This window comes from Thermoleptolyngbya sichuanensis A183, assembly GCF_013177315.1.
GTDB classification, from domain to species: Bacteria; Cyanobacteriota; Cyanobacteriia; order Elainellales; family Elainellaceae; genus Thermoleptolyngbya; species Thermoleptolyngbya sichuanensis.
Genome location: NZ_CP053661.1, coordinates 517253 through 539324 on the forward strand (window position 1 = coordinate 517253; position 22072 = coordinate 539324).

Here is a 22072-nt window from a genome sequence, read left to right on the forward strand (position 1 = left end):
TTTCTGCGATTGGCATGGTCAGAGATGGGGATTGGGGGTGAGAGCAAAATAGAGTTTCTGGGTGGATAAGAGTTGCTGGGTGGATAGCGCGGGTGTCTTGGTGATTTGACACCGTTGAAAAATCAAGAGAATGCTTCCCAAATCCTTCCCAAATAATAGCCCCTAGAAAATATTAGCCGCCAGTCCGTCCGTTAAGACGGCTAGCCCATTAAGACGGTCTGGCGCGGGATCAATTTGTCAGGATCAATTTGTCAGGATCAATTTGTCAGGCTCAGGTTTTGTGAATATGGTTTTGTGAATATTGTTTGGATAGCCGCGAGTGCAATTTGAGAAAGTGGATATTGTTTGGATGGTCGCGTTGGATGGTCGCAAGTGCAATTTGAGAAAAGCGTGAGGTAAAATAAGCTGCAAAGTAAGCTATGGGGCTGAAACGCTGATGAATATGACTCCGGTGCCGATGATGGCGATCTGACCAAAACTGTGGTTAGGAACGGTAGGTTAAGTGTGAAGATAAATATGACTCCGGTGCCGATGATGGCGATCGCCCTCCGTCTATTGCCCCAGCAAGACCTGAAGACAGAACTGGACACACTGGCGATCGCCCAAAACCTTGAAGCTGCCTGCGTCCTCACCTGCGTCGGCAGCCTGACTCGTGCCGTCCTGCGGCTGGCTGGCCAGAGCGAACCCACAACCTATGACGGACGGTTTGAGATTGTGTCGCTGGTAGGGCTGCTGTCGCGGCACGGGTCGCACTATCACATGGCGATCGCCGACGACACTGGGCGCACCCTCGGTGGGCATGTGCTGGCAGGCTGCCAGATTTACACCACCGCTGAAATCGTCCTCGGCATCCTGCCCCATGCCCGCTTTGGCCGCGAACTCGACCCCGCCACGGGCTACCGAGAACTAGCCATTGAACCACTGGAACCGCTGGAGCCGCCGACTGGTTGAGCGACCCGCTAGCCAAAATTCCACATCACCGGATTCGCATCGGGCAGGTGATCCGTCACGTCGCGACCGATTGCATCAATGGCGGCTAGATCGTCGGGGCTAAGCTGTACCGCTGTCGCCCTGGCATTGTCTACGGCCTGTTCTGCGCTGCGAACGCCGACGATGGCGTGGGTTTGGGGCTGGGCGATCAGCCATGCCAGAGCCAGGTTGCCCAGGCTGGTGTGATAGCGTTCGGCGATCGGGCGCAGATGGTCTAGGGCTTGCTGAGCGCGGGCGTAGTTTTCGCCGTGAAATAGCTTATTTTTTGACCGCACATCTTCGGGTGGAAAAGTCTTATCTGCTCCGAACTTACCTGTCAGCAAGCCTTGGGCTAGGGGCGAATAAGCCAGGATGGAGATATGATGCTCGACGCAATAGGGCATGGCATCTGCTTCCACATGCCGCCAGAACAGATTATAGGGCGGCTGCAAACTGTCGATTCGGGCATATTGCGCCGCTTCTTCGATCTGAGCGCGGGAAAAGTTGGATACGCCAATCGCCCGGATTTTGCCCTGCTGTTTCAGGTCGTTGAGCGCCGACAGGGTTTCCTCAATCGGCACAATTTCGGTGTTGAACGCGCCTGCGGGCCAGTGGATCTGATAGAGATCGATGTAGTCGGTTTTCAGGTTTTTCAGCGATCCTTCGCAGGCTGCAATTACCTGGTCATACTTCAAATGATTGGCAAAGACTTTGGTCATGTACACAGCGCGATCGCGCACGTCTGACAGCGCCTCTGCTACCATACGCTCCGAGTGTCCCTGACCGTAGACTTCTGCTGTGTCCACTGTGGTAATGCCCGCCTCAAAGGCTGCCCGCAGCGCCCTGATCGTTTCGGCATCCTCAATGCCCACCCACATGCTTTTGCCAGCCTGCCAAGTGCCCGTGATGATCGGCGTAATGTGAATGCCAGAAGTCCCTAGTTCGCGTGTTTGCATGGTTTTGGAGAAAGATTGTTTCGCCGGTGGTGGATGCGCTTCTTACTATAGCGAGTGATCTGGGACATCGGCGCGAGAGGGCGATCGCGCTGCACAGAGTGTTTTCACGTTAGCGTTCTGGCTGAATCTCCCCGCCCTTTGTAGGATTTAATGGTTCCTTTTGAGATGCATCTGATACTATTTGGCAAGGCTGAAGCTATCGAGAACCTACGCTTAGCCATCGCTTCGCTTCTCTTGCATCCCTCCAGAACCGCTTGCTCCTATGACCACCGTCAGCGATCGCCCCTTGATGCACACGCCCCGCGACCCATCTCTGCGCGACCTCTCCTCTGTCCAGTCCCGCATCCACACGATTCCCACCGCCAACCCGCGCGATTCTATCGTGCGCTTGCAGCAGGTGACGAAGGTTTATGCCAATGGCAGCCGCGCTCTAGAAAATGTGAATCTCCAGGTCAGGCGCGGCGACTTTTTGTTTGTGACGGGGCCGTCGGGATCGGGAAAATCGACCCTGCTAAAGCTGCTCTATGGGGCAGAACGACCGACTCAGGGGCAGGTGCAGGTGCATGATACGAACTTGTCGGATCTGCGGGGCGATCGCCTGTCCATGCTGCGTCGCCGCATTGGCGTAGTGTTTCAGGACTATAAGCTGATTCCCCGCCGCACCGTTGCTGAAAATGTCGCCTTTGTGCTGCAAGCTCAGGGCTATGCCCGCCGCGAAATCCAGCGCCGTCTGTTGCCCACGCTGAAAATGGTGGGTCTGCACGACAAAGCAGAACGATTCCCGGATGAACTTTCTGGCGGTGAGCAGCAGCGCGTCAGCATTGCCCGCGCCATCGTCAGCACGCCGCCGATTTTGTTGGCAGACGAGCCAACTGGGAACCTCGATGCTGATAATTCGTGGCAAGTCATTAAGATTCTGAAAAAGCTGAACGCAGTGGGCATTACGGTCATTATCACTACCCACGATGATCGCCTCGTGCGAATGTCCAATCATCCGGTAGTACAACTCTGCAACGGCCGCCTCTTCCACGTGAACTAGGCTAACGGTGAATTGCAGCGGCGGTAGGCAACCTTGGACTCCAACCGATAACTGATTGGCGGCTGGTGTGGACTGGAGTTGTTAACACTGAGCGATCGCCCCTCATCTCGCAGTACCCGTACCTTTCGGCGATCGCCCTTCATTTCCCAGCACCGACATCTTTGGGCGATCGCCCTCATCTGGCAGCACCGACATCTTTGGGCGATCGCCCTCCGGATACCTTTTGGGGCATTGCACACTGACCGAAGTCTATCGCTACTCCACCTCTGCGGCCGACCCGAAAGCGGCTGGGAGTGCGCGGCTTGACCCAGATCTCGAAAAACCGAGCCTTCGCAATTGGGGGGCGAATCGCTGACCCCACCGGAAGCTGACAGAACCAGGGCGCTGAGGGCTAACTAGTAATTAGACTGATCGTGTCTGCCTATCTACCTCCAGAAGGGCAATTAGGCTGACAATAATCTGCATAATACCCCTGATTCCGGGAATTAGGCAGACAACTTCAGTAAATCTTCAGATGAGAAAAATTAATGTGTCATGGTAGTGATTGATACATTGGACATGTTGAAAGAGCCTACAGAAAATGGAGTCACGTCCTAAGAAGATGTTGGATCAGGTGCGGGATACGTTGCGGCTGAAGCACTACTCCTACCGCACCGAAGAGAGCTATGTGCAGTGGATTCGCCGCTACATCTTGTTTCACGACAAGCGACACCCTTCTGAGATGGGCGGTGCAGAGATAGAGGCATTTTTGACCCACTTAGCCGTTCAGGAAAACGTAGCTGCCTCGACTCAAAATCAGGCTTTGAGCGCTCTGCTATTTCTTTATCGGCATGTATTAGAACTGCCACTCGCGCTTCCTGTGGATGCGGTGAGGGCGAAACCGTCTCGCTATTTGCCGACGGTGCTGACTCCTGAAGAGACAATCGTCATTGTTGAGCAGTTGTCAGGAACCCATCGCTTGATCGTGCAATTGCTATACGGGAGTGGTCTGCGACTGACTAAAGCGCTGCAATTGCGAATCAAGGATGTGGATTTTGCTCAGCGGCAGATTGCGGTGCGTGATGCCAAAGGAAAAGAGAGTCGGGTCACGATGCTGCCAGGCCGCTTGATTGATTCATTACAGCAGCATTTGCAGCGAGTCCGTCGGCTCCACCAACGGGATTTGGATGCGGGATATGGCTCGGTGTATTTGCCATTTGCGCTAGAGCGAAAATATCCTAATGCGGATCGAGAGTGGATTTGGCAGTTTGTATTTCCTGCGTTTGGACTTTCCAAAGACCCTCGCTCTGGTATAGTCCGTCGTCATCATCTACACGAGACGGGTTTGCAACGAGCGATCAAGCAAGCGACTCGTTTAGCAGGGATTGAGAAGCGAGTCAGTTGCCATACGTTTCGCCATAGCTTTGCGACGCATCTACTGCAAAACGGCTATGATATTCGCACGGTTCAAGAGCTGCTGGGGCACAAGGATGTGAAGACGACGATGATTTACACGCATGTGCTGAATCGGGGTGGGCGTGGGGTGCGGAGTCCGCTAGATGTCTGAGTAAGATAACTTGACGTAAGCAGAGCGATCGCCCCCTCTCCTACAAGTAAGAAAGCGATGTTGCTCCGCAAGGCTTCCGCCAACATCCTTACCGAGTGCGCTGCATGTAGCGCAACACGTCGCCCGGATCGGGTCGCAGAATCACGCCGTTTTCGGCAGTGGAAACGGGCGGCGTCCACTCGAAGCGTTCGGCGCAGCGGATCTGATGCAGACGGTCAATCGCCAGTTGCGTATCTTCAGCAGAGCCGACGAGATAATGGCGCAGGCGGCGACGGTGGGGCAGTTCGCAGGTGAGCGGGGGCAGCGAAAACTGGGTCGCCTCCGAGCGTGGGGACGACCAGTGAATTGTTAGCATTTGGGGTTTCCTCCTGGAAACGAGTGGGGTAGGAAACCCCGAAATGTTGGCCGCCCACGGACGTGAAGCGCTGGGACAGGGCGGTCTACAATGGACGCAGCCCTGAGACAGCCGTTACCTGTCGAGGGGTCAGGCGTTGGTGGGTGTTGGTAGCACCTGCCAATGCCGTAGGTGACTAAACGACCAAAATTTTGGGGGAGACAAGCTGCTCGCACGACAGCTATGGCGCAATATATTACAGCATAGGACGGGCGATCGCCAAGCATGGTCGCCCTGTTTCTTAGCACATCTGTTCAGCACGATTTTTGGGGTAAGAATATTTGGGAGGTCTGGGAAGGGCGATCGCCCTGCCAACTCGCCACCTTGACTTTGACCGCTGCTGCCCTCCCAATTCGCCCTCCAATCCGACCCCTAGTAGACCGCTAGCTAGCCGCTTCGGGAGTCACATCTCCGTGAAAATAGGGTCATGCCCCCTTGATCGAACCCCGGACTTCATTGAAAATTAGGTGTAGAAACGGAGTCGCTCATTGATCTTGCGGATTGGATGCGTTGACAGTTGCCCTATTCATGCCCTATTTACTCTGGGTTCCGTTAATTTACGTAGGGGAATTCCGCAGCCCCTTGAGGACGTAGCCCATTGGAAACTACGGAGGGCGATCGCCCGTCTTTTATGTTTTCTTGAAGACCGTGCAGCCATGTTGGACTGGAGTGTACCTGTGACAAACGACCTAGAGTTTTGCGTTCGCACAGCGCTTGAGTTTGGCGAGTTGTCGCCCGCAATGCAGGCTCGAATTGCCGACTTGGTTGCCTCAGGAAGCCTGTCGCAGCGCGATCGCATGTTGCTGTCATTGCTAGAAGATGCGATTGGCGATGGCTGCATCCGCCAGCTTTCTGCGCCGATTTCGGTTTAATCCTCCTGACTTGTGGTTCTCAATACGAGGCCGCTACCTCAGCGATTTGCCAGGTCTAGAGAATTGTAGCCTTATGATGAAGAGGAAAGGCTGCTGTATCGGGGCTGAGCCACCGTCGCTGAGGGGTTTCGATTTGAAAGTTTTTTCGATGCTTTGCCCGTCCGATCGGCGGAATTTGGGGTCGCTGTTTGTCGCGGGTTTACTCTTCTGGGCATCGCTGGCATCGCTGCTGCCGATTTTGCCGCTATACGTGCAGTCGTCTGGGGCGACGGGGCAGATGGTGGGGCTGGTGATGGGCTGTTTTGCCATCGGGCTATTGGGGTCGCGGCCACAGTTGGCGCGGCTTGCCGATGATCGGGGACGCAAGATTACGCTGCTGTTGGGCATGGCTGTGGTGGCGATCGCCCCGTTAATCTACATTTTTGCCGAGTCGATGGTGCAACTGGCGGCGGTGCGGGCCTTTCACGGGCTGAGCATTGCTGCCTTTGCGCTGGCCTACAGTGCGCTGGTGGTGGATCTGTCTCCTCCCCAACATCGCGGCGAGCTAATTGGCTACATGAGCCTGGTGAACCCGATTGGCATGGGGCTGGGCCCAGCTATGGGCGGTTTTTTGCAAGCTGCCTGGGGCTATCAGGCGACGTTTTTGGCATCGGCAGCGCTGGGTCTACTGGGATTGGCGCTGTTACTGCCGATTCGGGAGCCGCGCATTGAAAAGCACCCACCGACTCAACGCCATCGCCGCGAAAATTTCTGGTTGCAGCTTGCTCATCCTGCGGTGCGAACGCCTGCGCTGGTGCTGCTGCTGGTGGGGCTATCGTTTGGGGCGCTGACGACGTTTGTGCCGCTGCTGGTGGCCGAGTCGGGTGTGACGTTTAATGTGGGGCTATTGTATACGGCAGCGGCGATCGCCAGCTTCACGATTCGCCTGCCCGTGGGTCGAGCGTCAGATTCCTACGGACGCGGCCCGTTCATTAGCTTCAGCCTGGTGCTGTATACCCTTTCGATGGTGGTGCTGTGGCAGGCCAGCAGCACGTTGCAGTTCTTGCTGGGCGGCTTTTTGGAAGGGGCCGGCGCGGGTATTCTGATTCCCATGATGGCGGCGCTGATGGCCGATCGGGCATTGCCCAACGAGCGGGGTCGCATGTTTAGCCTGTGCATGGTGGGGTTTGATGTCGGCATTGCGATGGCGGGGCCGGTGCTGGGGGCAGTGTCCGACCAAGTGGGCTTTCGCACAATTTTCGGCTGGTCGGCGGTGCTGACGGCGATCGCCCTGCTCATCTTCCTCACGCTGTCCTCCAAGGATGCGCCCCACTCGCTACGGTTTGCGCTGGGTCGCGGAGACGATATCTATGCCGTAGATTCCCCACGTTAACCAGCACACACTCCCTCACACGCCGAAAAGGTTAGGCTAATGAAGTTTCCGGAGACAGGGTTGCGCCTGCGCTCCCCAAGCGCATCGCCATTGGAACGGGACATGAATCGACGATCCCATCCCCCTGTGTGGATTTTCGATTTTTAGATTTGCGATTTTAGATTGCCAGTTAGGCCCTGAGCTTTTGGAGTGCAAGTTAGTCACGACTTAACGAATTTGATGATTGAGCGGGTGAATCGCGGCTTCACCTTCACCATCTACTCATCGCCACTTACAGCGAGGCTTTATGAAGGGATTACAAGGAAAAACGGCCCTGGTGACGGGAGCCTGGAGTTTCCCGTATAAGCGTTCGACACTTGGGCAGATTACAAGGAAAAACGGCCCTGGTGACGGGAGCCTCTTCAGGCATTGGGCAGGCAATCGCCATTCGGCTGGCGCAAGAGGGGTGCAACGTTGCAATTAACTATCGCAGCAACCCAGACACAGCCCAAGACACCCAAACTCAAGCCATGCAGAAAGCCTGTGATGGGGTGGAGTCCTGCGGTGTGCGATCGCTCTTGATCCAGGGCGACGTCTCCAAAGAGGATGACATCCGCCAGATCATAGCCACCACGATAGAAAAGCTGGGCAGCCTCGACATCCTCATCAACAATGCAGGCATCCAAACTGAGAAACCCGCCCACGAGGTCACCGCAGAAGACTTTGACCGCATCCTGAACGTAAACCTGCGGGGCGCGTTTCTCTGTGCGCGAGAGTCGATCCGGCACTGGCTTGATCGGGGACAGTCTGGCGTGATTATTAACATTTCCAGCGTCCATGAAATCATTCCCCGCCCCCTCTACGTCACCTACTCCATCAGCAAAGGCGGCATGGAAAACATGACCAAGACCCTGGCGCTGGAGTACGCAGATCGGGGCATCCGGGTGAATGCGATCGCCCCTGGCGCAACCATTACCCCCATCAACAACGCCTGGACAGAAGACGCAGAAAAACGCGCCCAGGTGGAAAGCCACATTCCAATGGGTCGAGCCGGAACCTCGGACGAGATGGCCGCTGCCGCGGCGTTTTTGGCCTCGGACGAAGCCGCCTACATCACCGGGCAAACCCTCTTTATCGACGGTGGCTTGACGCTCTATGCCGATTTTCGCGAGGCCTGGTCGGCTTAGTGAGCAGCCAAGGCGGAGGCACTAAGGTGCTGGAAACCCAGTTAATCCGGTAATCAAAAGGCTAACAAAGCGCCCGATCTGCCCAAATCTTCCGCCCATCGCCGCCAATCCAAAATCCAAAATCCCGAAATCCAAAATCCCCAATCAGCGCCCCATGAATCCAACTGCAACTGCCGTTCAAAACGTCCTCAACGCCCGCGCCCGTCTGGGAGAGTGTCCGCTTTGGGACTGGGATGCTCAGTTGCTCTACTGGGTGGATGTCTACAACCATCGGGTGCATCAGTTTGACCCAGCGACGGGGCGCGATCGCTTCTTTGACGTGGGCGATGTGGTCAGCGCGATCGCCCTGGCCGGGGAGCAGCAAATCTTGATGGCCCTTGGCAATCGGCTGGCGCTGCTGGATACCCAGTCGGGCACGCAGCAAACGCTGTATACCGCCGAGTTTGACTGTCCTGGCACCCGCTTTAACGACGGCAAATGCGATGCCCAGGGGCGCTTCTGGATTGGGTCGATTAGCCCGGAACCCCAGCAGGCCGCGCTGTATCGCTACGATCCAGATGGCTCCTGGCAGACAATGGAAACGGGCTTGACGATTTCTAACGGACTGGGCTGGAATCCGGCAGGCGATACCTTTTATCTGACGGATTCGCCCCAGCGGAAGATCTTTGCCTACCGCTTTGATGCGGCGACCGGGACGATTGGCGATCGCCGGGTGCTGGTGGATTTGGGCGATGAACCCGTAGAACCCGATGGATTGGCAATCGACACCCAAGGCAATCTCTGGTCGGCACTGTGGGATGGCTGGTGTGTGGTGAAGTGTGATGCTGCGGGTCGAGAATTGGAGCGCATCCCGCTGCCCGTGCAGCGTCCCACCTGTCCCATTTTTGGCGGGGCAGGGCTAACGGATCTCTACATTACGACGGCATCGGTGGGACTAAGCCAGGCGGAAATTCAGGCGGGCTTTTATGCGGGCGACTTGTTCTGCTTGCGGACGGATGCCACAGGGCTGCCTGCCCATCGGTTTGGGGGGGCATAGCTCAGTCCCCGCAGTCCGTCTTGACTCGCTGCTTCACGCTGCTTCATTCGTAGAGTCGGGCCGGCTTTTCGTTAATGTGTGCCTCGATCGGCTTCACCTTTTCGATGAATTCAATCAGCGTGGTGTAATCGGGCGGCGCGGCATTGGGGATATAGCCGACTTGCTGGGCAAGGGTGGGCAGCACCTCGCTCATGGCTTTTTGGATCACCGCCTGCTGATTGCGGTTGACGGTGGGGCTGATCAGCACGGAGCCGGAGGGTATGCGGCGGCTGGCTCGCACAAGTCGGAAGGTTGCGGGGCTGAACTGTGGCCGCAGTCGGTCAAACTCATCTCGGGCCAATGCGCCCAGGTCGGCTTCCTGATTTGCCAACCACTCCATTACAGTAGCGGGGGTGGAGGCGATCCGCACTTCCGAGGGCGTGGTGCCATAGAGTTCATACAGCGGCACGTAGTAGCCCGTCGCAGACCCCGGCTGCCCCAGCGCCACGATTCTTTTATTCACATCGCTGAGGTCTTGAATTGGGCTGTCGTCGCGCACTACTAGGACGGAACTGAGGTTGTTCACCCCCTCCAGCGGAAACAGCGGCAGGTATTGGGCGCGGGAGAGGGCGATCGCCGCCAGACCCGGTGGCGCAAAGGCCAAAGACCAGACCTGTCGCTGGAGTTGTTCAACGGCTTTTACTTCGTTATAGGCTGGCTCTAGTTCTGCCAGCATTTTGGTCTGAGCCTGCAAATAATCCAGAAACGGTTGGTATTGGTCGATGGATGTTGCGCCCTCGCCGTAGGCCACCACACCAACGGTTAACTTATCGAACCGAGTCGCAGTGGAACTGTCTCGACCGTTGCAGGCAGAAAGAAGTCCAATGATGCCCTGAGCTAGCACTGCCCGACTCGACAGGCGCAGGAGTGTGCGGCGAGAGAGGGTATTCATTAAGGCAATCCGGCGAAAAAACAGAATGTCCCGATCCGAACCATATCATTGGAACCAAACATTATAGGCAGATTCCAGGTTTTTCAAATGTTGCAAAACCTTAACTTGAGCCGGAAGTTTAACTTGCTGCTGCTGGTGGTGTTTTTGGGGGCGATCGCCCTCAGCGGCCTGGCCTTTTCCCGCATTTTGAACCGGGATGCCGAGCAAGCCGTGGTGGGCAAGGCCAACATCCTGATGCAGACCATGCTTGCTGTTCGAGACTATACCTCCGAGCAGATCAACCCAGAACTGGCTCCCCGACTGGAAACGGAAGCGGAATTTTTGCCCCAAACCGTGCCGGGCTATTCCGCCCGCGAAGTGTTTGAGAACCTGCGAAAAAGCCCTGAATATACCGACTTTTTCTACAAAGAAGCCACGCTCAATCCCACCAACCTGCGCGACAAAGCCGACACCTTTGAAGCCTCCATCGTGGAGCAGTTTCGCAGCAATGCCAATCTAAAAGAACTCTCTGGCTATCGCCAGTCGCCTGCGGGACGGCTCTACTACACGGCAAAACCCATTGCCATTACCAAAGAAAGCTGTCTGCGCTGCCACAGCACCCCAGAAGCCGCGCCCAAGAGTCAGCTCACCACCTACGGCCGCGAAAACGGCTTTGGCTGGCAACTGAATGAAATCGTCGGCGCACAGATGATCTCTGTCCCCGCCAGCGGCGTGATCGACAGCGCTCGCCGCGCCTTTCTGCTGTTCATGGGCATTGTCACAGGCGCATTTTTGCTGGTGATGTCGCTGCTGAACTGGCTGCTGCGCCGCGCCGTCATTAACCCAATCAAAGGCATGGCGACCGTCGCCAACGAAATCAGCCTGGGCAATATGGATGCCGACTTTCAGCAAAAATCCAATGACGAAATCGGCAAACTTGCGGCGGCGTTTAACCGCATGAAGACGAGTCTCAGCATGGCGATGGAAATGCTGGGACAGCGGGAGTAGGAAAGGTATATCGATTTTGGATCAGGGATTTCCAATCCGGCTCCTTTCTCCCAAAGCGGGAGAAGGGGTTGGGGGATGAGGGCAAACTTGCAGAACTGGGATGCGCCCACGGGCAAGCGCCTAGAAACGCTAGAAAAACGAATCCCCAGCCTCCATAGAAGCCGGGGATCAGCGAATAAAACCAAACATATCAAGCCTATGCTTTTTCAATGCGAGTGCGATCGGGCAGAATCCACATCAGCACGGGCGACAGGGCAGCCGAAGCAAGGCAGACGATGGCAATGATGGCGAGACCAGTGGAAACGTCGGTAGGCATTTTTACTCTCCTAATTTTTCTCTGAATAGTTCTAGAAATCTGTTGAAGCGAACAATGCGGGAAACGCCTGTGAGATCAGCAGAAAGCTGGTGTGGCGAAAGTAGGCAAGCGCAGATAGCGCGATCGCTCCCCGATGCGAGAACTTAGGCGGTTGCGATAGCGATTCCGAGGAATCACCCTGCATAATCAGCCTCTATAAAAACCAAGCTCTATGAATCTATGAATGAGTCACGGAACTAGACACGAAGCTGGCCGCTCGTCCTAGCTGTTCGTGATAACTATTCGTGTTGACGATTCGCGCTGGCTGCTTGGGTACACCGTTAGATACAACGTTCCGGCAAGCAATTTCGGAAAACGGAATGGCTATTTCAAACTTACTTTCTGTATTCAATTTTACTGAATTACATCAATATTGGGGGAAAGCTTAATGTCTTGTATTGATTTCGCTCTCACTAATCCCTAAGAGTTTGCAATGTTAGCACTTGCGGCGGGGTTGCGTCGGGCGGGTAGAGAAACGTCACCTGCACAAACCGACGACCCCCCGGCGGCAGGTCAAGGACGGCCAGGGGAGCGCTGCGATCGCCCCGTCGATGCACCAGATGTACATAGCGCGTGCGGTTTAGCCCCCGGCTGTCGAAAAAGCGCACCCGCACCGTGCCGCGAAAGAAGGTCTGCGTGGGCAGTGGGTCAAAAAAGCGCAGCCCGTTCTGGCTGAGGGTGTCTTCTTTGATGGGGGTTTGCAGGGCGATCGCCACCCGCTGCAATTGGTCGGTCGGGTTATGCAGCGGCAGCGCCAAGTCATACTCTACGGCGTAGTTGCCGTGGGCGGCGTAGGCGGTGTCGTCGTAGCGCACGATCAGCGGCGCAGTCTGGATTTGGCCCGTGCCCAGTCGCCCGGCCACTAGGCTGCTCAATGGGTATGAAACGCCCGTGCCTGCGGGTGGAATGCTGAGGTGGGGGCCGCTGGGTTCGTCTGTGATTCGCGCAGTCCAGCGAGATCCCTGCGCCACGCCTGCCACTCGCCCGTAGATGACTGCGCCCGGTTCGCCCGGTGGAGTGGGGGGACGATCGCGCGGCACTGCCAAATCTCCTGTTTCCAACAGCGTCAGCCAGTCTTCCAGCGTCGGCGCTTGCTCGTTTCCATCGGCATCGCGGCGGGCAAACAGGGCCAAACTCGCAGCATACACCGGGCCATCACTCCGCAGCCGCGCCAGAGTCGAGCGCCCATTGAGCGGCGGGTCGAGCGTCGCCACCGGGATCGGCGCATTCAGCAGCAGTTGATAGCCCCCCGGCGGAATCACCAGGCGATCGGGAAAGACCTCGCCGCGTCGCCCCCGCAGTACGTCGCTCATGGCGCGGCTGCCCGGCCCGGCAAACACGCCGCCATCGGGATTTTCTACCCATCCCGGCAGGGTGATAAACGGCGCATCGGGCTGGCTCAGGTAGCTGGCAGCGCTCATCACCTGAATCGTCACGGGTTGGGAACCTGGATTGTGCAGCACAATGCCTAGATACAGGCTAGTGAGATTATCCGGCGACACCGCCCGAAACACATGATGGGCAAACACATCAAACCGCCCCGCCAGCGGCACATTCAGATGGGCGGCGGGGTGCTGCTTGCCCGCAGGCGGAAAGGTTGAAAGCAAAATGCCCTCCGAGCCGACCAGTTCCGGGCTATTGCTGTTGAACTGGAGCGTGTCGTCAAGCTGCCCCGGCAGAGGGCGCACCTCCCGTGGCACGACGATTTCCTGGGGCGTGGGGGCGGGGGCTTGGGCGAGGACTGGAGGCGTAAGTAGTAGGGGAAAAAATAGCACAGCTTAGTCGGGACTAGAGGTGAATCAGGCGATGGAGAACCTGGCAGAAGTCTTGCAGAATGGGCAGGCGGTTGGCGGGGGTGAGGACGGGAATGTGGACAAACAGGCAGGGACGCTGGGTGGTCTGGGCGTGTTCCAACAGGGAGAAGTAGAGCGCGTTGCACACGAAGCGTCCGGCATCGTAGCTGAGGTCGGTGTGGGGCAGGTCGGCAGCGAGGCGCGGCAGGTCGAGGGACGTTTTGAGGATGCGATTCCCGTGCAGGTCGCTTTGCGAATCGCCCTGTACTGCTTGCACCTCCAGCGTTAGGCGATCGCGCGTTTCTGCCATACCGCAGCAGACGACCAAATCGGGCTGGATTTGTTGGATGTGGGCGATCGCCAGCTTGGGTGCTTGCTCAAAGTCAACAGGTAGTCGCCGCAGGACATGCAGCGAGTCCAGAAAGTCCAAATCGCACTGCAACAGATCCGCCAACAAATCATCCGACGAGTTGGAGGGCTGTTCGAGTTTCCAGGTGGTAAACGACGTGAGCAGGATTTTTCGAGTCACAGCATTTCGAGTCACAGAATTCGAGTCACAGCATTTCGAGTCATAGAACCGGGGGAGGGGCGATCGCCTTATCCGTTTTACATCAGATTTACATCAGACTTACATCGGATTTACATCAGACAGGACGCTTCTGGCAGGACGCTTCTGGCAGCATTGCGCCAAACGCCAAATGATTAAAAGCCGAGAGATAAATTGCAAAATTTCTCAACTTCCGTAAACTGGTCTGTAATTTCCGTGTGGTTACGATACTAAACGCCTTTAACCCCCTTGGAGGACAGCATGAGCTTGAATGCAAGCCTGAACCGTAGCCTGAAACTGTCTGCTCTGTCGGTGGCTTCCGCCGTGGCGCTAGCGGGAACTGCCATTCTGTCTCTGCCTGCGGCTGCGTCGCCCTGTGGTTTTGCCAAATTTAATTCCACGACCACACTGACGGATACTCCTTCTACACCCGTTGACACCCTCAGCCAGTCGCCCAACGCGAACCGAATGAGCCTGCTGGGTGGCGGCATTGCGGCGATCGCCGCCCTCGCAGGGGGAGCCTTTGCCCTCAAGGCCTACCGCGCCCGCAAGCTCCAGCCCGTGGCAGCGCCCGATGCGGCGGCTGAAGCGGTTGCTGAAGAAAGCTTTATCGAAGAAAAGCCCTTTGCCATCGTCGTTCCGGCGATCGCCCTAGAGCGCCCGTCTGTAGAAGATCTGGACGCAGAACCCGCAGGCCGCAAGTAGAGCGATTGCTTACAGGGTTTTCCCCTCAAAAGGTTCTAGACCTTGGTCTAGGCATTGGTACTGACTCGTAGCCCGGCCCCAGTGTCGGGCTATTTTATTCAAATCTTCCCCTTATCCCCTCCCTCCTCTCTCTCCTCCAACAGCGTATTACTCAGCGCCACCCAATCTGCCACGCTGAGGTCTTCGGCGCGGGCCTGAGGGTTCAGCCCCAGGCGCTCTAGCAGCGGCGTGAGGTCGTTCTTGTCTACGGCAGATTGCAGCGTATTGCGGAGCATTTTGCGGCGGGTGGCAAAGCCCAACCTCACCAGCCGATCCAGACGGTGGGGATTGGCGGCGGCAGGGACAAACGGGCGCGGGGTCAGGCGTACAACAACGGAATCGACCTTAGGCGGCGGCTGAAAGGCGCTAGCGGGGACATGACAGATGCGATCGCACTGGGCGAGATACTGCACTCGCACCGACAACGCGCCGTAGACCTTGCTGCTGGGGCTGGCGCAGAGGCGATCGCCCACTTCCTTTTGCAGCAGCAGCACAATCGAGTCAAACGGGCGCGGATTGGGTGCGGCAATGCTGCCCAGCAGTCGCTCCAAAATCGGCCCGGTGATGTTGTAGGGAATATTGGCAACGACCTTGTTGGGCTGCCGAAACTGGGGAAAATTGGCCAGCAGCGCGTCCAGATCCAGCGACAGAAAATCCCCTTGCAGCAGCAGGAAATTGGGCGTTTCCCCCAGTTGCTTGGCCAGCAGTTTGCACAGGTCACGGTCGATTTCTACCGCCACCACCGCAGCGGCCAGGGGCAAGAGGCGGCGCGTCAGGATGCCCGTGCCGGGGCCAATTTCCAAGACGCGATCGCCCTCTGATAGGCTGGCAGCATCCACAATTTGCTGAAGCGTGCGATCGCTGCGGAGCCAGTGTTGCCCAAATTGTTTTCGCGTGCGAGGAGCCATCGGCAGCCGTCGATAAGATATTTGCCCAGATTCTTAGCCGATCGTCTTGGCTAAGAGTCCAAGCTTCCCACACTGAGGGGCACCATGTCTCCCTGAAGCGTCAGCCCCAATAGCATTTGTTGGCGGGGCTTGATCAAGGTGCCTGTGAGGGCGCAGTGGGTTTCTTGATGGGCGATCGCCGCGACGCTAGATTGAATCTCGTCCCGCGACAGGAGGAATGGGGCTTCACCGCTTTTTTGCTGCACATAGCGCCACAGCACCTCCCGAATCAACGCCTGATAGCCCTGGCTTCCGGCAATTTCTTTGAGCCGCTCCTTGAGCGATCGCTCTAGCCGGATGCTGGTCACTTCCATTTCTGTGGTCGATGTGCGGTTCAGGGTTTGCATTGTCTAGGGCCTCCTTGTAAAGCCTCCTAAAAGAACTGGCCCTATCGTAATACACCTGTAGTATGTTGCGCCAATCTGCTCCCTGAAAGGCAAGAAGAAAAGAATTGGATCAGGGTTAAAGATTAGAGGATTAGAGTTGGAGAGATTTGCCCTACAACACAGCATTAAAAAATCGCTGCACAAAGAGGCTGTACAACGATTTGCGGAAGTCAAGCAAACAATCTAGCACGGGCCATTACAGAGGCTATTACAGAGATCAAGGGATCAAGCTCTTGATCCATAATGCTGCTGTGAATCGGACAAAAACCGGGACGAAGCGAAACCTAGAGAGTTTTTCGGGAGTTTCTCATTAATTTTTTGTGTCCTAGTCGTTCGCTACTGTGCCGTCGGAGTAGAAACACCGACGGCAAACCCTCAGGACTGACCTGGGTCAGTTACGGTTGCAACCTGGTTATTGGAAGTCATCGTCTCAATCCGGTTGCCGCGAGTGCTCAAGGTCACGGCCGAGCCATTCCGCAGCCCCAAACGAGCCTGATCCTGAACCGAAAGGGACAGCAGACGAATCGAGCCATCGGCCAGACGGACTCGGATGCGATCAAGTCTGGGGTTTAGTTCAACAATAGTTGCCTCGACTTGCTCTGCGGGCTGCACCGAAACCATCCGCATCATGGTGACAATGCGATCGCCACTCATCGTCAACATCACTTCTGCACCGGGGGCAAGTCCCAACTGACTTTGCTTTTGGGCAGCCAGCGAAAACATGCGAATGCTGCCGTCTGCCAGTCTCAGCCGCACCGTATCTTCGCGGGGGTCAGCATCCACAACGGTCGCAGTAGTGCTCGTCTCTGGGGCAGAAGAAATCAGGCGAGTCATGGTGATGATGCGATTGCCGCTCATGGTCAGCATCACTTCAGCGCCCCGATCTAGCCCAAGCTGGTGCTGCTCTTGGGCAGACAGAGAAAACATGCGGATGCTGCCATCCGAGAGTCTCAGGCGAACCGTGTCTTCACGGGGGTCGGCATCGATCACGGTTCCGGTTGTGCTGGTCAGGGCTTGGGCAACCAGGATCGAGGAAGCGGAGGAGGAGGCGAGTCCGGACTCAGGCAGGGCGATCGCGCTGGGGGCAAGGGTCAATCCGGCAGCGAGCGCTAGGGCAGCGCCCATCCATGCATTTCGACTTTCTAGCTTTTTGTGTTCTAGCGTATTCATCTCAAGTCATCTCCAAAATCAACATCACAACGCAGCTCGGCTAAAGCAAAGTATCTGCATGAGTGAACAAAAGCCATCAGCACTACGTTCTGGCTTGCGTTCCTATCAAGGATCTTTAGGCATTCAGCCTGCTATTCATGATGGATGCAGTGGATGACAGTGAAATGATGGCTGGTTAAAAGCGCCATAAGAGAAAGATAAGAGGACGCTGAGAGTGCATTCCACTTTTGTAACCCTCGCCCTAAATCCCTCTCCCAGAGAGGGAGAGGGACTTCTAATCCGGCTCCCCTTCTCTCGTTTTGGGAGAAGGGGTTGGGGGATGAGGGCGAATTTGCAGAACTGGGATGCGCCCGACGCTGAGAGCCTGGTTGAACCATCTATTCAACATCAGATAATGAGGAGATCATGAGGTCGATAATAAGGCTACCCATTGAGCAGCGCCAGATTTCAGCAATGCTCTGCGATTCTCAAAAATCTCTAGCTTGGGCTGTTGGGGGCCTTCCTTCAGCCCGATAGCGCTTTCGATTGGCAATGCAGGAAGCATAGAGGCTTAACACTGGCCACGGTCGGCGATCGCCGAAGTTGGTTCGTCTGCGGCTGCCAGAAAGTGGCGATCAATAATCTGCGGCACGTCTTCTGGACGGATTCGGCTATAGCGCGTTTTGTTGATGATGACGTTTGGCCCGGCTTTGCACTGTTTCATGCAGCCCGTCCCCTTCAGCTTGACCTGCCCCTCAAGCTGGCGATCGCCCAGGGCTTGCTGAATTGCCTCGGTGACGGCCCAGCCGCCGCGCTTGCAGCAGTCCGACTTTTGACAAAATAAAATCGTGCCACTAGCGCTAGGAGAGGGAGCCGCTGGCTGCGCCGGAGGCCCGGCCGGGATGGCCTGTTCTAAGCCACGGCTTGCTCGCTCAAAACCTGCCAAGTCAGCGCTGGGCGACGCAACCCGAATATGGTCTGCCTTAAACTTGACCATCCCCTCGCCATAGTCCAACTGCTGATAGCCGCTGACCTGGAGCCACTCACCTGGCACTAGCACCCGCTGACAGCTTGCCCGCGCCTCTTTCGACAGCTTAATGTACAGTTCTCCAACCGCTGTAGACAGGCGCAATCCCTTAATCTTGTAGCCGTCTTTTACCACCAGTCCTAGAAATCGACCTTCGATCTGAAACGGTGTTTTTTCGCTTTTGTGGCCCATAAGTGAATTACCCCTTGACGCGCCAGCAGCGGTCCAATAGTTCAACTAAATCTTTGCGAGAGGCAGTGATTTGGTAAATCACGCTCCTCACCTGGAGGGCGGCCAGGGGCGTAGAAACGTCGGCCCGAAGCATCCCATCTGGAAAACAGTATGCCGGAATATCGAGATCTCGGAGGCGGTGGTAGACTTGCCAGCGATCGCCCCGAGATATAGCGATCGCTGGCAGTCTTGAAGCGTCGGAATCGGCCGTGGTTTCGGCGGTCAGGGGGGAGGTCGGGTTCATCAATCCAGCGTCAGCAGGTCAGTGAAGATTTGCAGAAGGAAGGGCAACGAGTGCTTAAAGTACGTCTAAAGAGCGCTCTGTGAGCTTTATCTGTGAGCTTTATCAGCAGCACGCCGTAACCAGCGCTCTATCATCAATAGCCAGCACTCTATTGACAATAAAAGTCAATAGCTCCTATTCCCAGGATAGACGCTCACTGGATCTTTTCGCAAACTATTTTCATTAGCAAACCGTCGATTCGCTGCCCGAACAAGGCCGAAAGCCTATTCAAACGGTCGTTTCAGCGATTTTCCGGATTAAAACTTACTTTCAAGATTGCTCTAAATTCTGAGTCAGTGTGTGATAGAAATTCCTCACTCCTCTGACTCCTCTTCAAAGGGGAGGCGCTCTGGCGCGGCAGGTGCGACCAAATCCGGCAGGGGCGATCGCTCTACTGGCGCTAGATTAACAGGCTCCGGCGGCGCAGTTGGCTCCGAAAGTGGCGCAGGCTGGGCAGTAGGGCTAATCGACTCTGGTCGCGAACTGGGTCGGGCGCTGGGCGGCTCCGCAGGTTTGGATTTAGCAGGCTTGGAGCTAGCAGGTTTGGATTTAACAGACTCCTGCAACTCTTTCACACCCGACTGGAGCGACTCTTGCAAATCTTTTGCGCCCGACTGGAGCGACTCTTGCAGCGCCTCAACCTTAGTGCTGGCTGAAGACTGAAACTCCCGCAGGCGATCGCGCAGGCTGTCCAAGTAGCTCTTGGGCTTGGGCTGGGCGGGCCGGCTGACGCGCGGTGTGGGGCTGGGCGCAGGCAACTCCTGCACTTGCTCCTGCACCTGCTCTTCTAGTTCGCGCAGCACAGACGGGGTTGGAGCAGGCTGGGCAGGGGGACTTGGCAACGGCTCTGGGATGACGCTTGGCTCCGGAGTCGGCACAGTGGGCACTGGGGACACTCTGGGCGCTGGGGTCACTGTAGGCGCTGACTCAGTCGCGCGAGTCGGCGGCAGCGCTTTTGCAGGGGTAGGGGCCGGCGTTTTGCCAGATGGCTCCAAATCCGATGGCTCTCGATTGGACGGCTTTGGCTCCCCTGACTCTTTCACTAGCTCTTTCACTGGCTCTGGCGGGTTGGGCTGGGGGCTGGGGGTCGCCGCTGGAGGAGCCACGGGTGTCGGTGATGCGGGCGCGGTTTCCTGGGCTTTCTTTGCTTTGGGCGATTCGCGAAGCGATCCCTGCGGGAATCGTGCTGGGCGGACAGGCACAGGGCTGGGTTCGGCGGCTGATGTGGGAGCTAGCACTGGGGTCGGCACTGGGGTCGGCACTGGGGTCGGCGCTGGGGTCGGCGCTGACTCGACCACGGGTGATGATTGGCGTGGACTGGGCGAAGGCTCTGGGGCGATCGCCTTGGGAGTGGGCGATACCGCTGGCTCTGACACTCTGGAACCTGATTTTCGAGGGGATACCGCTTCCGGGGGTGTCGCCTTGGGTTCTGCCGCCTTGGGTTGTTCAAGTTCTGGAGCAGGGGCAGGCGAAGGAGCTAGTTTTGCGGGCGCTGGTACGGGCGCTGGTATGGGGGCTGGCGCGGGCGAGGGCGATTCTTGAACAGGGGGCACCGCAGGCGTTGGCGCGGGCGATTCCTTCACAATGGGCGAGGGCAATGGTTTCGGGGCGGGCTTGTAGTTGGGGTCAACGATGGCGCGGGCTTCGTCCAGGGTCAGGTCGCCGCGCACCAGCTTGGCTAACGTGTCTGTGCCGCCCGGTTCATAGGTGATGACGCGAACGGTATTGTTGAACGCATTGGGAATCGGTTCCCCGTCTTCGTTCAAAAGCTCTAGCTGCACCCAGTTTTTGCCGGGTTTCAGCCCCTTCAGATAGATCGGCTGCCACTGGTCGATCAGGAAGCTCTCGCCGTTGACCGTGGCGCGAATTCGCCAGTCGGGAATGTCGTCGTCTTCGCTGGACTGGGCAATGATGTGCAGCGGCACATTGGTCAGGAAAAAGTCCAGCATCACGGGTTCTGCGCCGTAGCTGCCAACGGGACGGCTGTAGGTAAGCAGGGGTTGATTGCGGATGGGGCGATTGTCCGGCGTTTTTGCATAAACGTGGAACGTAACCTGGGCAAAGGCTCCGTCGTTTTTGAAGAGTTCGTGCCAGGGACGAGAGGCGATCGCCCTCACGGTATGCGTCCCCGGTTCCAGACCCTCGAATACAATCGGCTCGGCAGTGTCGTACAGCGCTTTGTAGGGCGAGTTGTCCAAAATCACATGGACGTGTGGCCCCAGCCCCAGCGTTTTGTCTTTAAAGATGGGCAAGTCGTTGACCTGCACCTTGATGGAAACTTTGTCGTCTTGCAGCACCTCGTCTGGGCGCGGGCTGAGGATTTTGACCTGCGGCTGATAGTTTTCTAACAAAGGGCGTAGGTCTTGCAGCAGGGCTGGCGGCGGCACTTCAGAAATACTGCTGGGACGGGGGCTATTGAGACTAGTAGAGGGGCGATCGCCCTTACGGGCAGGGTTTTCGCCACAGGCGACCGATCCCAACCCTAAGATTGTGACCAAACCCAAGATCACCAGGCATTTGCCCCATTGCCGTATCCGCTGCATCACCACGCGCCTCACTCCTGTGCGATCGCCATTCCAGGAAGGCTAGCCAGCCGTTCAGCTTCAGCGAGCTAGCACGTTCCCTCCAAACAAAATGAATTGAGTCTATCCATAGGGAACTATACCGCTTCCCCTCTCTCCCAGAGCAAATTCCGCTCTGCCTCGCACGCCAAACAACGCGATTCATGTAGCGCCTGGCATAGCGCCTATCGTGCTCCTCGGACATCAAAACCCGGAGCATCCGCAGCGAACGCCCCGGAAAACCGCAGATGAGAAAGACGCAAACGATCTACAGGGCTAAGCTTATCTCTTGCACGAGAGTTTTTGTGGGGATGGGCGATCGCCAGTCACAACAGCATCAAGACAAGATCGAGAATTTTTAATGGCATTAATTCTTGTGTCTTATACCTGCCTCGTCAAAAAACAAAAGCTAGGTCTGTCGAGGAATTGGGCAATCGTATCCCACACTACTCTGAGATTCTTCCGCGCTCTTTCCTCACGACTTTTCTATGCTTAGGATTGGTTTATGATTAACCATTTCGATTTGTAAATATTCGGCCACAAACGGGCCATCTTTTGCGTCCTGCTGCCCGTGAAACGCAGGATCAATCAAAGTTTTCCCATCTTGAATTATTGTTAATAGCCGTGAAACTTGGGCTAAACACAGCACTATAATCTCTAAGAAACCTACCCAGGTCACGTCCTGTCGCTGTTTTGGCCCTTGCCAGGGGCGATCGCGACGTTCCTCCCCCACTTCCCCAACTGCTTGAAAGCTTTGCTGCCAAAGCATTTGCCGTAAAGC

The 22072-nt window shown here is 56.5% G+C and carries 22 protein-coding genes; 10 read left to right on the top strand and 12 right to left on the bottom strand.

Translation table 11 applies throughout. The features are described from left to right. Positions 1–516 precede the first annotated feature (516 nt). Positions 517–951, top strand: coding sequence for a PPC domain-containing DNA-binding protein (locus HPC62_RS02310; RefSeq protein ID WP_225906715.1), 435 nt, complete (start codon positions 517–519; stop codon positions 949–951). An 8-nt stretch (positions 952–959) separates the two neighbouring features. Here the strand turns inward: HPC62_RS02310 and HPC62_RS02315 are convergent, their stop codons facing one another. Next, positions 960–1925, bottom strand: a complete 966-nt coding sequence (locus HPC62_RS02315) for an aldo/keto reductase (RefSeq protein ID WP_172353576.1) — start codon at positions 1923–1925, stop codon at positions 960–962. 262 nt (positions 1926–2187) lie between these two features. Between HPC62_RS02315 and ftsE the strand changes: the two genes are divergently transcribed. The 3 genes from ftsE (at position 2188) to HPC62_RS02330 (ending at position 4510) form a co-directional block, all read left to right on the top strand. Continuing rightward, positions 2188–2964, top strand: coding sequence for a cell division ATP-binding protein FtsE (gene ftsE, locus HPC62_RS02320; protein ID WP_172353577.1), 777 nt, complete (start codon positions 2188–2190; stop codon positions 2962–2964). Positions 2965–3042: 78 nt separating this feature from the next. Further along, positions 3043–3270, top strand: a complete 228-nt coding sequence (locus HPC62_RS02325; protein WP_172353578.1) for a hypothetical protein — start codon at positions 3043–3045, stop codon at positions 3268–3270. Between the two features lie 274 nt (positions 3271–3544). Next, entirely contained in the window at positions 3545–4510 is a 966-nt protein-coding gene (locus HPC62_RS02330; RefSeq protein ID WP_172353579.1) for an integron integrase, read from the top strand. Between the two features lie 88 nt (positions 4511–4598). Here the strand turns inward: HPC62_RS02330 and HPC62_RS02335 are convergent, their stop codons facing one another. Then, positions 4599–4865 (bottom strand): hypothetical protein, encoded by a 267-nt coding sequence (locus HPC62_RS02335; RefSeq protein ID WP_172353580.1) that lies wholly within the window; start codon positions 4863–4865, stop codon positions 4599–4601. A 716-nt stretch (positions 4866–5581) separates the two neighbouring features. On the opposite strand from HPC62_RS02335, the gene HPC62_RS02340 reads away from it, so the two are divergent. From HPC62_RS02340 to HPC62_RS02355, 4 genes are all read left to right on the top strand, one after another. After that, on the top strand, positions 5582–5776 hold the full coding sequence (locus HPC62_RS02340; RefSeq protein WP_172353581.1) for a hypothetical protein: 195 nt from the start codon (positions 5582–5584) through the stop codon (positions 5774–5776). Between the two features lie 133 nt (positions 5777–5909). Continuing rightward, positions 5910–7148, top strand: coding sequence for an MFS transporter (locus HPC62_RS02345; RefSeq protein WP_216655317.1), 1239 nt, complete (start codon positions 5910–5912; stop codon positions 7146–7148). Positions 7149–7504: 356 nt separating this feature from the next. Beyond that, positions 7505–8314: a glucose 1-dehydrogenase gene (locus HPC62_RS02350; RefSeq protein WP_172353582.1), complete on the top strand. Its 810-nt coding sequence runs from the start codon at positions 7505–7507 to the stop codon at positions 8312–8314. A gap of 154 nt (positions 8315–8468) precedes the next feature. Then, the gene (locus HPC62_RS02355; protein WP_172353583.1) at positions 8469–9350 is read left to right on the top strand and encodes an SMP-30/gluconolactonase/LRE family protein; all 882 of its coding nucleotides are present in this window, start codon (positions 8469–8471) and stop codon (positions 9348–9350) included. A gap of 43 nt (positions 9351–9393) precedes the next feature. Here HPC62_RS02355 and HPC62_RS02360 read toward each other — a convergent pair whose 3' ends face one another. Continuing rightward, the gene (locus HPC62_RS02360; protein WP_172353584.1) at positions 9394–10281 is read right to left on the bottom strand and encodes a phosphate/phosphite/phosphonate ABC transporter substrate-binding protein; all 888 of its coding nucleotides are present in this window, start codon (positions 10279–10281) and stop codon (positions 9394–9396) included. A gap of 87 nt (positions 10282–10368) precedes the next feature. On the opposite strand from HPC62_RS02360, the gene HPC62_RS02365 reads away from it, so the two are divergent. Then, positions 10369–11268, top strand: a complete 900-nt coding sequence (locus HPC62_RS02365) for a c-type heme family protein (RefSeq protein ID WP_172353585.1) — start codon at positions 10369–10371, stop codon at positions 11266–11268. Positions 11269–12036: 768 nt separating this feature from the next. Here the strand turns inward: HPC62_RS02365 and HPC62_RS02370 are convergent. Continuing rightward, positions 12037–13398, bottom strand: a complete 1362-nt coding sequence (locus HPC62_RS02370; RefSeq protein WP_172353586.1) for a DUF3370 domain-containing protein — start codon at positions 13396–13398, stop codon at positions 12037–12039. A 13-nt stretch (positions 13399–13411) separates the two neighbouring features. Next, the gene (locus HPC62_RS02375) at positions 13412–13945 is read right to left on the bottom strand and encodes a C15 family peptidase (RefSeq protein WP_172353587.1); all 534 of its coding nucleotides are present in this window, start codon (positions 13943–13945) and stop codon (positions 13412–13414) included. Positions 13946–14224: 279 nt separating this feature from the next. On the opposite strand from HPC62_RS02375, the gene HPC62_RS02380 reads away from it, so the two are divergent. Beyond that, positions 14225–14668: a hypothetical protein gene (locus tag HPC62_RS02380; protein ID WP_172353588.1), complete on the top strand. Its 444-nt coding sequence runs from the start codon at positions 14225–14227 to the stop codon at positions 14666–14668. Positions 14669–14766: 98 nt separating this feature from the next. Here HPC62_RS02380 and rsmA read toward each other — a convergent pair whose 3' ends face one another. The 7 genes from rsmA to HPC62_RS02415 form a co-directional block, all read right to left on the bottom strand. Further along, positions 14767–15615: a 16S rRNA (adenine(1518)-N(6)/adenine(1519)-N(6))-dimethyltransferase RsmA gene (rsmA, locus tag HPC62_RS02385; RefSeq protein WP_172353589.1), complete on the bottom strand. Its 849-nt coding sequence runs from the start codon at positions 15613–15615 to the stop codon at positions 14767–14769. A gap of 50 nt (positions 15616–15665) precedes the next feature. Continuing rightward, positions 15666–16001 (bottom strand): hypothetical protein, encoded by a 336-nt coding sequence (locus HPC62_RS02390; protein ID WP_172353590.1) that lies wholly within the window; start codon positions 15999–16001, stop codon positions 15666–15668. Positions 16002–16415: 414 nt separating this feature from the next. Further along, the gene (locus HPC62_RS02395; RefSeq protein WP_172353591.1) at positions 16416–17210 is read right to left on the bottom strand and encodes a hypothetical protein; all 795 of its coding nucleotides are present in this window, start codon (positions 17208–17210) and stop codon (positions 16416–16418) included. Positions 17211–17760: 550 nt separating this feature from the next. Then, positions 17761–18408, bottom strand: coding sequence for a (2Fe-2S) ferredoxin domain-containing protein (locus tag HPC62_RS02400; protein ID WP_172353592.1), 648 nt, complete (start codon positions 18406–18408; stop codon positions 17761–17763). Positions 18409–18415: 7 nt separating this feature from the next. Further along, positions 18416–18691 carry an Asr1405/Asl0597 family protein gene (locus HPC62_RS02405; protein ID WP_225910599.1) on the bottom strand — a complete coding sequence of 92 codons (276 nt, stop codon included), beginning with the start codon at positions 18689–18691 and terminating at the stop codon, positions 18416–18418. Positions 18692–19044: 353 nt separating this feature from the next. Then, the gene (locus HPC62_RS02410; protein WP_172353593.1) at positions 19045–21228 is read right to left on the bottom strand and encodes a DUF6130 family protein; all 2184 of its coding nucleotides are present in this window, start codon (positions 21226–21228) and stop codon (positions 19045–19047) included. A 538-nt stretch (positions 21229–21766) separates the two neighbouring features. Beyond that, a complete protein-coding gene (locus HPC62_RS02415) occupies positions 21767–22060 on the bottom strand; it encodes a hypothetical protein (protein WP_172353594.1) in 294 nt (97 codons plus the stop codon). Between the last annotated feature and the right edge of the window lie 12 nt (positions 22061–22072).

Bases quoted from the DNA above. Each gene is read 5' to 3' on its own strand.
- HPC62_RS02415 (WP_172353594.1), bottom strand. From the start codon at position 22,060: ATGCTTTGGCAGCAAAGCTTTCAAGCAGTTGGGGAAGTGGGGGAGGAA.
- ftsE (WP_172353577.1), top strand. From the start codon at position 2,188: ATGACCACCGTCAGCGATCGCCCCTTGATGCACACGCCCCGCGACCCA.
- HPC62_RS02360 (WP_172353584.1), bottom strand. From the start codon at position 10,281: ATGAATACCCTCTCTCGCCGCACACTCCTGCGCCTGTCGAGTCGGGCA.
- HPC62_RS02355 (WP_172353583.1), top strand. From the start codon at position 8,469: ATGAATCCAACTGCAACTGCCGTTCAAAACGTCCTCAACGCCCGCGCC.
- rsmA (WP_172353589.1), bottom strand. From the start codon at position 15,615: ATGGCTCCTCGCACGCGAAAACAATTTGGGCAACACTGGCTCCGCAGC.
- HPC62_RS02315 (WP_172353576.1), bottom strand. From the start codon at position 1,925: ATGCAAACACGCGAACTAGGGACTTCTGGCATTCACATTACGCCGATC.
- HPC62_RS02395 (WP_172353591.1), bottom strand. From the start codon at position 17,210: ATGAATACGCTAGAACACAAAAAGCTAGAAAGTCGAAATGCATGGATG.
- HPC62_RS02335 (WP_172353580.1), bottom strand. From the start codon at position 4,865: ATGCTAACAATTCACTGGTCGTCCCCACGCTCGGAGGCGACCCAGTTT.
- HPC62_RS02400 (WP_172353592.1), bottom strand. From the start codon at position 18,408: ATGGGCCACAAAAGCGAAAAAACACCGTTTCAGATCGAAGGTCGATTT.
- HPC62_RS02390 (WP_172353590.1), bottom strand. From the start codon at position 16,001: ATGCAAACCCTGAACCGCACATCGACCACAGAAATGGAAGTGACCAGC.
- HPC62_RS02365 (WP_172353585.1), top strand. From the start codon at position 10,369: ATGTTGCAAAACCTTAACTTGAGCCGGAAGTTTAACTTGCTGCTGCTG.
- HPC62_RS02330 (WP_172353579.1), top strand. From the start codon at position 3,545: ATGGAGTCACGTCCTAAGAAGATGTTGGATCAGGTGCGGGATACGTTG.
- HPC62_RS02310 (WP_225906715.1), top strand. From the start codon at position 517: ATGACTCCGGTGCCGATGATGGCGATCGCCCTCCGTCTATTGCCCCAG.
- HPC62_RS02380 (WP_172353588.1), top strand. From the start codon at position 14,225: ATGAGCTTGAATGCAAGCCTGAACCGTAGCCTGAAACTGTCTGCTCTG.
- HPC62_RS02405 (WP_225910599.1), bottom strand. From the start codon at position 18,691: ATGAACCCGACCTCCCCCCTGACCGCCGAAACCACGGCCGATTCCGAC.